Here is an 11,252-nt window from a genome sequence, read left to right as displayed (position 1 = left end):
ACCACCATGCCCGGCGGACTACTGATCGCGGCGGGGAAATTGGCGGTCGTGATTACCGGCGCCGCGCTCACTATCTGCGGCGCGGCAACCACCGCCGTGCTGGGATAGAAGGTCGTGGTCTGTGGCTGCACCCAAAAGGTGTCGACCGGCCCCGTAACCTCGGTGTAGTCGGCCCGCGCAAAGGTCAGCGGAAGCCCAATCAGTGCCAGGACCAATAGGTGTTTTCTCATGGCGCACGCCCTTTGAAGGGATGTGTCGCGGGCTGTTCACCCACAACAAGTGAGGCTAAATCGTCGCAGCTCGGCAAAAACGGTACAAACCGCATACCCTTTCTGCCTATCAACAATCTAGCTCTTTCCCCCGGGCGTGCAATGATGCGAAAAGTGCGAGCAAAATGCCGCTAGCGAGAGACGCCTGGCGACAAGACCGCCGCGAACCGCTGCCGGGCAGCCGCCGTTTGATCCAGCCGCAAAAAGCGCAGCATCCAATACGCGTGCAGATAATCGATCGCGCACGCAAACGTGTCCCCGGTCGGTCCGGTTGGCCGAAAGCGCTCCTCGGGGTTCACCTTCCAGTAGTAGTCATCCGGAAAGTGGGCATCGTTGTACAGCGCTTCACGGGCGTTCTCTTCCTCCCCTGGGCCGCAAAATCGATTGAGCCGAAAGCGCCGTAACTGCTCGATGCCATCAATTAGCCCGTATTCCGCTTGTCGCCGCACGCGCTCGGCGTCGCGCGGCGCAAGGGCCGCCAGCACCTGTCCGTCGCGAACCAGGCCCGCCCACATGAAGTTGCACAGGCTGTTGTGCTGGTTCCACAGCAAATTCATGCTGTGCGTCATCGTCTGGCCGAGTTGAAAAACCAGCTTGCGATCGAACGCCAAATGATGCTGCCGCGCATGCTCAATATCTAGCTCCAAGCCCAGGTACGCGGCATACGTCACATGCAGCCGATCGTTCATTCCCTTGACCAGCGGGCTCCCGCCAATTCGCTGCGGGAGCACCAACAGGCTTCCCCACGGCTCTTCGTAATAGACGTGGTGTTTGTGACGTAAGCGATTGAACTCCGCCGCGATCTTCTCGCGCGCGGCGTTGTTGTCCGGCGGAAAATAATGCGCCGCCGCCACAATCATGTACGCCACCTGCGCATTGAACGGCGCCCCGACCGATGCCACAACAGGCGTCAAGTCGCCGTATGGCGTTCGCTTGCCATCCGCCTCCGTCAGATGATATTCGTGCTCAATCAGGTGTAGAGCGATGGCCGCCAGATCATCGCTTGCCATCCGCTCGTAGTTTCCCGGCAGGTCGCGTCCCACGTGCAACAATAGCGTCAAGTAGCCGCCCGCAAGCTGGTTGACGGTCCCCTTGGCCGCCTGCGAACGAAACGCGAATTTTCGGCCATCTTTCTCAAAGCGGCCAGTTTGATCGTCCGCTACTGGTCCATCGAGCGGCGTCACATTGCGCGCCGGCAGCCCCGGTTGCCCGGTCGCCTCAAAGAACAATCGCAAGCCATCGAGCAAGCCGCAGATATGCGTTAGCGTGTCCCGGTCGCGAGTCACCGCGTACTTGTACGCCAGCGCTCCCAGCAGCGCCCCATTCCACGTCGAGCTATCCGAGCCTGGCAGCCACTCGGGCAGCTTGCCTCGTTCGCCCGGCAACCGCGCGCGGTTGTACACCTGCTGGTAATCGGTGCGGTGATAGCGCCACAACTGCCATTCGAAAAACGCCGCCTTCTCGGCCAGCGGAATATTCCGGTAATCGCCGTACTGCCGCTCGATGCCGGTCAAATACCGGCGCAGCGATGCGGCCGTGTAATCGTCGCCGTGCGGCGGCAGATCGACCAGTGGCGCCAAATCGGCGCCAAGACCTGGCGCCGCTCCCGCCGCGCAAATCACAATCGCAAGCAGCAACTGGCGAAGCATGACCTCACCGCGCTCGTGGTTCCGCATCGACCCCTGGCGACAGCTCGCGCACCAAACTGGTCAAGAAACGCGCCAGCCGATCCGAGAGCATCAAGCTCTCCTCGCGCATCTTGTACATCGTTTTGAAATTGCTCGGCCGCTTGGCTAGCGCGCCCAGCACTACGCCCGCCTTGCCGCTCAACGACTTCTGATGCGAGTATTGATCCAGAAACGGCGGCAACCGCGATTCAACATCGTCGCTCACGATCCGCACCGCCAGAAACGGCGTCCCCCGCTCGCGGCAGGCCGCGGCCACGGCATACGACTCCATGTCGACCGCCAGCGCCTCGTGTCGCCGCCCCAATTCCGCTTTGTCCGCCGGCTCGCAAACCAATTCGTCCACCGTGACCAGTGAGCCGATGTGCAGCCCGCTCTGCCGCGCCGACTGGCGATCAATCCGCAGATCGACGTCGATCGCCTCCCCCGCGCAGTCCACCACGCGCTCGGCCAGCACAATGTCTCCTAGCTTCGCCTGCGGCTGTAGCCCCCCAGAGTAGCCGGCCGAAATGACCCATCGTGGACGATGGCCTTCGACCAGCGCCAAGGTCCCACGGCGCGCGGCGTCGCGCCGCATGCCAGTCACCACCAGCCCCACGCGCCGTCCGGCCAATGTCCCCACCGTGGCGCGAAAGCCATCGCCTCGCACATGCCGCGCCTCGCCAAGCTGGTCCAACAGTCCGGCGGCTTCCATGCCCATGGCAAAGACAAACCCGATCTCGCAGCCCAAATCAACAGGCTCCGCGCCTGCGGTCGCCTGTTTGAGCACCGCCTCGCGTGCGGCGTCGCGCAACCAGCGCTGCATCAACAGGCGTAGCATCGGCCCTGCCTAGAACCAAAAAGAAGACGAGTCCCCCTTGAGCTTACGCGACGCCAAGGCGAGGGTGAACACGCGACGAGCCAAGCGGACGGAGCCGAATGGTTACGTCAACTGCCAGAGCGCCATCTTCAAGGTGTCGCCCAGGCGCTTGTTGACCCCCAGCACCGCCGCCGGCTCAAAGCCGCAGTGCATCATGCAGTTTTCGCAACGCGGGTCGTTGCCTTGCCCCAGTTTGTCCCAGTCGGTCAGTTGGACCAACTCCTTGTGCGTCTTGTAGTGTCGGTCGGTAATCAGGTAGCACGGCCCTTTCCAGCCGCGAATATTGCGGGTGGGGTTCGCCCAGGCCGCGCAGCGCAGGTCGCGTTCGCCTCGCAGAAACTCCTGATACACCGGCGACGTGTTCAACTTGAAACGCTTGAGCAGGTGCTTCGCCTCGCGGAACTTCGCATGCACGTCGTCGCGCGTCATGAAGATTTCCGCGGCGCCGTCCGGGTTGGTGTTCTGCACCGACTGATAGCCGAACGCCGGCGAGAGCATGAAGCCGTCCACGCCGAGCTCGGTCAGGTACGCCAACAGCACGGCGATCTCGTGCATGTCGGTTTCTTTGTAAATCGTGGTGTTCGTGCAAACCAAAAAGCCGGCCTGCTTGGCCGCCTTGATCCCCTCGACCGCTTCGTTGAACACCCCCTTCCGCTCCACCGCCAGGTCGTGCGTCTCCTCCATGCCGTCGAGATGCACGTTCCAGAAAAAGCGGCTGGTCGGTTGGAAGCTGGCCAGCTTCTTGCGGATGAACATGCCGTTGGTGCACAAGTAAATGTGCTTCTTCCGCTCCAGAATCTTGGCCACCAACTCTTCAATGCCCGGGTAGATCATCGGCTCGCCGCCGCAGATCGAAACTACCGGCGCGCCGCATTCGTCGACCGCGGCCAGACATTCGTCGATCGAGAGCTTGTCCTTGAGATTCGTCGAATACTCGCGGATTCGGCCGCAACCAGTGCAGGTCAGATTGCAGGCGTGCAGCGGTTCTAGCATCAGCACCAGCGGATACTTCTCCTCTCCCGACATGCGCTTCTTGAGCAGGTAGCTCGTCATCGTGCGGGTGAGAGAAAAAGGAAATCGCATGCTCGTGCTCCAATCGAGATCTGGGTCGCGGGTCGCCTTAGACCAAGGACGAGTCGTGTAGCGCGGCGTTCATCGGCGGCGTCATGGCCAACTGCGGGCGCTGCGCCTGCTTGGCCGCCGCAAAGCGCGCCAGCGCCATGAGCGGGAAATAAATCCGGTACAGGTGATAACGCAGATAAAACACGCGCGGGAAACCGGTGCCCGTGAACTCCGGCTCGTCCCACGTGCCGTCGCTATTCTGTTTGCTCACCAGGTAGCGCACTCCGCGCGCCACGGCCGGATGGTCGGCCAAGCCTGCGGCGATCAAGCCCATCAAGGCCCAGGCCGTTTGCGAAGCGGTGGGCTTGCCTTGCCCGCGCAGGCTCGGATCGTCGTAGCTGTCGGGCGATTCGCCCCAGCCACCACAGGGCTGTTGATAACTGAGCAGCCAATTGGCGCCAGAGACAATGGCCGAATCGTCGTGCGGCACGCCGACTTCGCGCAGACCAGACACGGCCAGCCAGGTTCCGTAGATGTAGTTCACTCCCCAGCGGCCAAACCAACTACCGTCGGCCTCTTGTGTGCTGCGCAGGTAGGCCACCGCGCGGTCAACCGGCGTGTCTCCCACCCGAAAGCCGAGTCGCCCCAACGACACCATCACACGGCCACTCAAGTCGGGCGCGCTCGGGTCGATCATCGCGTTGTGATCGGCGAACGGCACATAACAGAGAAACTCGCGATTATTGTCTTTATCGAACGCCCCCCAGCCGCCATCGCGGTTCTGCATCGCCAGCACCCAGCGCTTGCCGCGCTCCACTGCCTCCAGACTCTTTTCCATCAGCGCCACTTTGGCGTGGGCGTCGTGCAGGTTCGCCGCCGAGGCCTCTCCCATCAGTCGCAGTTCCGGCGCCAGCGCGTCGCCTCCTTCACGCACATCGCTGAACCGTTCGCTCAACGCCATGGCCACCATCGCCGTGTCGTCAACATCCGGGTAGAACTCGTTGGCGTGCTCAAAGCACCAGCCCGCCGGTTCGGCGTCCACCGTTTCCGACCAGTCGCCGCTGCGCCGAATCTCTTTCGACAACAGCCAGCGCGTTGCCTGCTCCAGACTGGGGTGATCGGCCTCCAGCCCGCTGTCGAGCAGCGCCTTCATGGTGATCGCCGTGTCCCATACCGGCGACTTGCACGGCTCCAGCCGCGCCGTGTCCCCTTCGCTAATCAGCAGATCGTCGACTTGCTTGCGGCAGTAGACCATCTCTGGGCTGTCGTCGGCGTAGCCCAGGCTACGCAGCGCGATAATGCTCCACACCATCGGCGGAAAGATGGCGCCCAGCCCTTCGCTCCCCTCGAATCGAGTCAGGCACCACTCTTTGGCCTGCTCGATCGCCCGGTCGCGCAGCGTATTGCGCTGCAGCAGCCGTTCGTAACACTTGATGCCGCGGTCGATCACACGAAAGAACCGATCCCAGCTCAACATCCCGGTGCTGCCCGGCAAGCCAGGACAACGCGGCAAGGGCCACGACTCCGGCGCGTTGATGAGTAGTTCGCGAATGCCCTTTTCTGGTTCAAGATGCCGCACCGGCTTCTTCGCCGAGACAATCGATAGCGGCACGATGATCGTCCGCGACCAGGCGCTCACCGCGTAGAGATTGACCGGAAGCCACTTCGGCAGCAGCATCACCTCGGGCGGCACCGACGGGCATTGGTCGTAGCTGATCTGCCCCAATAGCGCCAGATAAAACCGCGTGAAGCTGTTCACCGCGTCGGCCCCGCCGTGGCGCAAGATCGCCTCGCGAGCGCGCTGCATGTATTCGGCCGCCGGGTCATGTCCGGTGAGCTTGAGCGCGAAGTAGTTCTTCACGCTGCCGCTGATCTCGACCGCGCCGCCGGGGTACATCGACCAGCCCCCCTCGGGCGACTGCTGCTTCAAAATGTGTCGCGCAGCGCGCTGGGCCGCCGCCGAATTTTCTTCTCCCAGATACGCGAGCAGCAGGATGTACTCGCTCTCCAGAATCGTGTCCCCTTCCAATTCGCCCACCCAATAGCCCGACGGATGTTGCTCGTCGAGCAACCAGTTGCGGGTGCGAAAAATCGCCTGGCGGACCGAGCCGCTCAGTCGATCGCGAGAGTGATTTGGACCGGTCGTACGGGCAAAACCGACCGATTCTTGTTCAGGCGACAAGACGCGAACGTGGGTAGCTTCCATGCCGACTACTCTGCCAAGAGCGGTTACTAGGTCGTCCATGACCACACCAGCTATTGCCGGGACGAGAAGCTTAGACGAGCCGATTGCGCCTCACAAGGGCATTCGCGGTAATGCTTTCTAGCGCAGCCGCTGACAGCACTCGCTTGCTAGCAGTCGTTAGGGCGCACGAAAAAGCTCTGCAACGCGAACGGCAAACCCCGGCAGCAACACGGAGTCTTCCAGCAACATCGCCTCGGTAAAGATCGCGGCTGCGGCTTCGCGATGCCAGACGGCCACGCAGCGCCGAGCCGGGTCGACCACCCATACTCCCTGCGCGCCCGCCGTGAGCCAATGCTGCGCTTTTGCTTCGACCTGCGCGGGCGAATCGTTCGGCGGCATGACCTCGACCGCCAGATCGGGCGCGCCGCGATAATATCCCGTCCCTCGATCCGTCGGCGCCCGCGCGGCGCGAACGAAAGCAATATCAGGCGCTAGCAAGGTATCGGGGGTTGTCTCCAGTAAGAACCCCGTTTCGGCGCCACAGATTTTGCCAAGCTCGTGGAAACGCACAAACTGCCACAGGTGCCCCGTCAACTCGCCAATCACCGCCCCATGCTCATAGCCGCCGGGCGACAAACTGTTCAGCTTCCCTTGAATCAATTCATAGCGCCGACCGTCGTCCGGCATTTGCAGCAGTTCATCGGCGGTCGTCAGTCGCTCTCTAGTGGCCATCACATCATCCTCGAACATCCAGCGTCGTGGCGTTATCGCATGATACGACGGCGCCGACTGGCCGAGTCATTTATTACTCCAGCACCGGGTAAATCACCACCGCGCCCTCCGCGAACGACGCCGCCGGCCGCCCTAGCACCCCGCGGCGCAGCAACTCGTCGAACACGCTCGGCTGCACAAAGTCGCTAAAGCCATAGTTGCCCGGCGAGCGATAGCGCGCGATCTCCGACCAATCGACATACACATAGGCCACGCCCGCTAGTCGCGCGCGAATCTCGGCGGTCGGTCGCAATTGGCCATCGGCCCCGCGCACGATCTGCTCAAAGCGCGACTCGTCGAACACTGTGTTGTAGAGCGCCCTCGGCTCAAGATCAAAAACCTGCGCGTCCCCCACCGCCAGCACGGCCATGCCCGGCGGCGTGTGCTCGTTGAGCCAAAGTCGCCATGGCGCAACGCGCTGTGGATCGACCCGTAGTTGAGCAAGCGGCGCGAAAAATCGATTGTCCGCGATGACTCCCGCCACCAACAACAGGCCGCAATACACCACCGCCAGCGCGACTACCGCAGTCAGCGCCACGCGCCGCCAGCGCGATGACGCCCAACTGGCCGCCGCGCCGGCGGCCAGGCAGACCGCCGGCAACGCCGGTATCCAAAACCGATCGATGCGGTGCGTGAACAACCACCACGTCGCAATCACGATGGCGAAATACCCCAGCAGCGGCGGCGCCAGGTCACGCCGCTTGGAAATCAATAGCGCCAGCATCGCCAGCGGCCATAGCGCCGGACTCAACCACTCGCTGGCGACCAACACATCCCAGATCCGCCGCGCCAGATCGGCGACGCCGAAGCCCCCTGGTCCGTGCGCGGCATTCCATTGTGCAGCCATCTCGACTGTGCGCGTCGTCCCGCCAAACACCGAGTACAAGAGCGGATACGTCGGATTGCCCGTCAGCCACCAGTTTTTGGCGAACCACGCCCCGCAGGCCGCGGCGACAAAAATCAACAACAGCGCTGCCGCCTTAAACGCTCGCGAGTACCCTTGTTCCCTCCGCGCGCCATTCACCACCCACAGCGTGAGCGGCACGACCAGAAACAGCATCGCCGGATACTTAACCGCCACCGCGCTACCGGCGAGAAACCCGGTCAGGCAAAGCCGCCGCGTCGCGCATACCTCACCTGCCGTCGTCGCATCGCGCCACAGTAGCGCCGCGTACCAACTCATGAACACATAAAACGCCACCGCCGGCTCCACCAGTCCTTGCGTGGCGACCAGCCCAATCCAGGGGATCGACAGATACACCGCCGCCGCCAGTCCCCCCGCGCGCGTCGATATCCAGCGTCGTCCCGCGGCCGCCAGCGCCAGCGCCGTGAAGAGCGGATAGAGGCTCTCCAGCAACTTGCCCACCAGCGCCCCGTGCCACCAGTCCCCCAGCAGCGTCATCGCCAGCAGCGAGTGCATCTCGCTCCCCAGCGCCATGTTGGCATACACGTTGTGCGGCAAGAACGTGATATGCCCAGTCCGATAAAACTCCTTCGGCGCCTGCAAATGATATTCGCGCACATCAAACTCGGCGGGCGGCAGCATGCCGCCCAGCGCCATGAACACCACCAGCGGCGCCGCCATCCAAATCCAGCCGCTTCGCCATACTGGCAAGTCGTCCGCCAGCCGAGCCACCGCTTGGCGGCTACCGCTTTTCCAGGCCCGCGCCGCCAGCACCAGCGCGCTGAACAGCACCGTGGCCGCCGAGGTCATCATGAGCGCGCGATCTTGAGTCCGGCCAGCCAGCCCCAGCGCCAAGGTATAAAGCGAAGTCGCGCTTAGCCCGACCGCCAGTTCGAACAAGAAACGTTCGAGCCGCGCCAGTCCCTCGGCGGAGCGTGTCGCATGCAGCAGCAGCATGCCCAGCGACCACGACGCCAACAAGATCACGCCTGCGGTCCACACCAACGGTAGCCGATCGGCAATGGCCACCTCTCCCGAGGCGCCAAGCCAATGCGGCACAATCTGGTCGGGCGTCAACAACGGCGCCAAAAACTGCCAGCGGCGCACCACCCCTCCGGTCAACTGCTCCACGCTCGGCAGTCGCCCGACGAAAAACAGAACCTCGTAGACGATCGTGGCTAGCGTAAACGCGACCAGTCCTCGATCGATCGGCCCGCCGCGTCGCGCCGCCGCGACCGGCGCCACTGTGGCAATTTCCTGCGGTTTTGATCGCTTTTTGCTCGCCACTGACGGTTTTCTCGACGCCCTCAAAATCGGCCGCAAGCTATGTTACCCTTGACGCCGCCCCCTTGCGCAGCCACCCCCCCGAGGCCACAGCGACATGTCTGCCGCACCCCGACTGCAAGGCATCTTCACGCCTAATTTGGTCCCGTTCGACGCGCGCGGCCAGATCAACGAACGCGAACTGCGCCGCTACACCGATTGGCTGATCGCCAAAGGGGTGCATGGACTATACCCCAACGGCTCGACAGGCGAGTTCACTCGCTTCACCCCCGAAGAACGCCGCCGCATTATTGCCATCATGGCCGACCAGGCCGCCGGACGTGTCCCCATTCTCGCCGGCGCCGCCGAGGCCAACGTCCAGGAGACGATCGCCGCCTGCGAGTATTACCACTCGCTCGGCGTGCGGGCGGTGGCCATCGTCTCTCCGTATTACTACAAGCTGAGCCCGGCGAGCGTTTACGCCTACTTCAAACAGATCGCCGATCATTCTCCGATCGACATCACGCTCTACAACATTCCGATGTTCGCTTCGCCGATCGATGTTCCCACGGTACGCCGACTTGCCGAGGAATGTCCTCGCGTGGTGGCCATCAAAGATTCGTCGGGCGACATCCCGCACATGATTCGCATGATCCAGGCGGTGCGCCCCCATCGCCCTGAGTTCAGCTTTCTCACCGGCTGGGACGCCGCGCTCATGCCAATGTTGCTGATCGGTTGCGACGGCGGCACCAACGCCACCAGCGGCATCGTGCCAGAACTGACTCGCAAACTCTACGATCTCACCATCGCTCGGCGCATCGACGAGGCCCTCGATCTCCAGTACCGGCTGGTGACGCTCTTCGACACCATGATCTACTCGGCCGACTTTCCAGAAGGTTTTCGCGCGGCGCTCAAGCTCCGCGGCTTCGATACCGGCGTCGGCAGGCAACCGCTGTCGGTCGATCAGCAAATCGATCTGGCGACCCTTTCCGATACGCTGCAATGCCTGCTGGCCGAGCAAGGCTTTACCGACGAACCCGTCGGCGGCTGCCTCACTCGATCGGCCCCCAGCGGCGCTAAGTCGCCGTCCGCCGACGTGGGTCGCATCGTCGAGGCGGTCGTGGCAGAACTCTCCCGCCGCGGCTTGGCCTAGCCCCCGAATCCCCAATTTCTGTGACCGCGCGCGACACAACGTCTCAATGTGTGCCCTGGTGCGCGCTTGGCCGAAAATCGCGGCAAAAAGCCTGATCCTTGGGTTTTTTGCTAGTGCATACGGCAACGATACTTCCGCCGCGCGGCATCTTTTTCGGTCGCATCCGCCCTGCGCGGCGCCAATATTGCCTCAGCAATGCTGCGGTTTGAGGCGACCCAAAGTCAAAAGCGAGTGGCGCCTCTTCCAAGCGGGGTGGCGGCCAACGTCGCAGGGAGTGAGCGCCGGAATCTTTTGTCCAAAGGCCCGGCGCTCAGTCGCTTGCGATCGAGGCACGCAAGAACCCGTATCCAAGTCCGCGACATACGCCAGAGTAAGAAAACCCAGCGGACACCCAACTACCCAAAGCTGCTTCACGTGAATGGTGGAGTCGCAGTTCGAAGTCGGAGCGAGGCAACAAGGGTCAACGTGAAGGAGGCTTAATGGAGCATAGTCCGACATATAAGCCGATGGGTAAAACCCTCGGCGGGCGACATCTCTAGCTCCCAAAGGAGCGCCCCCGCGAATTCCCCCTACGATTGCGCCATGGCGCTCCCTCGTCGCCCCCTAAAGCCGTCCAGCGGAACAGCGGTGCGCCTCCGTTCTGGACGGCTTTTTTAATGCGCTCATCCGGCCACGCCAGGCGACTCTCCACCGCGCCCGCCGTCGCGCATCTCGCCCTCCCTGGGCCGGCATCGGTCCCGTGCTGAGAGGCCCAAATCATTGTCGGAGTGCGATTCCGAAAACTCCGAAAACCCCACCCGCGGTTCGCCGGCTAGGCGAAGCGCGCAAGCCATAGCTAGATCAGATGTTGTGATCTTATCACGCGCTATTTTTAGGGGTTGTCGGACAGGCGTTTTCGGAGTTTACCCCCCCTGTTTTTGTGTTTTCGTTGCAATTCCATTCGTTGCTTCCGTAGCGGCCCACCGGGCCGCCTCACCTGCTCCACTGCTCACCTGATCTCTCTCCTCACTCCTTTGTGTCCTTGCGATTCTTTCTTCTTCCCATCACCACTTCTCTCTCTGCGTCTCGGCGTCTCTGCGGTTCGTTCTCCCTCCTAATCAC

The 11,252-nt window shown here is 62.7% G+C and carries 8 protein-coding genes; 1 reads left to right on the top strand and 7 read right to left on the bottom strand.

Annotation, left to right across the window (positions count from 1 at the left end; translation table 11 throughout):
* The 7 genes from K1X71_15645 to K1X71_15615 all read right to left on the bottom strand — a co-directional run.
* On the bottom strand, positions 1-230 hold a 230-nt coding region (locus K1X71_15645; GenBank protein MBX7074576.1), incomplete at its 3' end, for a hypothetical protein.
* A 170-nt stretch (positions 231-400) separates the two neighbouring features.
* A complete protein-coding gene (locus tag K1X71_15640) occupies positions 401-1,918 on the bottom strand; it encodes a hypothetical protein (GenBank protein MBX7074575.1) in 1,518 nt (505 codons plus the stop codon).
* Positions 1,919-1,922: 4 nt separating this feature from the next.
* Positions 1,923-2,774 carry a hypothetical protein gene (locus K1X71_15635; GenBank protein MBX7074574.1) on the bottom strand — a complete coding sequence of 284 codons (852 nt, stop codon included), beginning with the start codon at positions 2,772-2,774 and terminating at the stop codon, positions 1,923-1,925.
* Between the two features lie 102 nt (positions 2,775-2,876).
* Positions 2,877-3,896: an adenosyl-hopene transferase HpnH gene (gene hpnH, locus K1X71_15630; GenBank protein MBX7074573.1), complete on the bottom strand. Its 1,020-nt coding sequence runs from the start codon at positions 3,894-3,896 to the stop codon at positions 2,877-2,879.
* Positions 3,897-3,933: 37 nt separating this feature from the next.
* Positions 3,934-6,081 carry a terpene cyclase/mutase family protein gene (locus K1X71_15625; GenBank protein MBX7074572.1) on the bottom strand — a complete coding sequence of 716 codons (2,148 nt, stop codon included), beginning with the start codon at positions 6,079-6,081 and terminating at the stop codon, positions 3,934-3,936.
* A gap of 156 nt (positions 6,082-6,237) precedes the next feature.
* Positions 6,238-6,792, bottom strand: a complete 555-nt coding sequence (locus tag K1X71_15620) for a Uma2 family endonuclease (protein ID MBX7074571.1) — start codon at positions 6,790-6,792, stop codon at positions 6,238-6,240.
* A 73-nt stretch (positions 6,793-6,865) separates the two neighbouring features.
* Positions 6,866-8,980, bottom strand: a complete 2,115-nt coding sequence (locus tag K1X71_15615) for a hypothetical protein (GenBank protein ID MBX7074570.1) — start codon at positions 8,978-8,980, stop codon at positions 6,866-6,868.
* Between the two features lie 136 nt (positions 8,981-9,116).
* On the opposite strand from K1X71_15615, the gene K1X71_15610 reads away from it, so the two are divergent.
* On the top strand, positions 9,117-10,151 hold the full coding sequence (locus tag K1X71_15610) for a dihydrodipicolinate synthase family protein (protein ID MBX7074569.1): 1,035 nt from the start codon (positions 9,117-9,119) through the stop codon (positions 10,149-10,151).
* Positions 10,152-11,252: the final 1,101 nt, after the last annotated feature.

The organism is Pirellulales bacterium (assembly GCA_019694455.1).
In the GTDB taxonomy this organism is placed as follows: Bacteria; Planctomycetota; Planctomycetia; order Pirellulales; family JAEUIK01; genus JAIBBY01.
Note: the sequence above shows the minus strand (reverse complement) of the source record. Positions and strands in the feature narration are given on the sequence as shown.

Bases quoted from the DNA above. Each gene is read 5' to 3' on its own strand.
- K1X71_15640 (MBX7074575.1), bottom strand. From the start codon at position 1,918: ATGCTTCGCCAGTTGCTGCTTGCGATTGTGATTTGCGCGGCGGGAGCG.
- K1X71_15635 (MBX7074574.1), bottom strand. From the start codon at position 2,774: ATGCTACGCCTGTTGATGCAGCGCTGGTTGCGCGACGCCGCACGCGAG.
- hpnH (MBX7074573.1), bottom strand. From the start codon at position 3,896: ATGCGATTTCCTTTTTCTCTCACCCGCACGATGACGAGCTACCTGCTC.
- K1X71_15625 (MBX7074572.1), bottom strand. From the start codon at position 6,081: ATGGAAGCTACCCACGTTCGCGTCTTGTCGCCTGAACAAGAATCGGTC.
- K1X71_15620 (MBX7074571.1), bottom strand. From the start codon at position 6,792: ATGGCCACTAGAGAGCGACTGACGACCGCCGATGAACTGCTGCAAATG.
- K1X71_15610 (MBX7074569.1), top strand. From the start codon at position 9,117: ATGTCTGCCGCACCCCGACTGCAAGGCATCTTCACGCCTAATTTGGTC.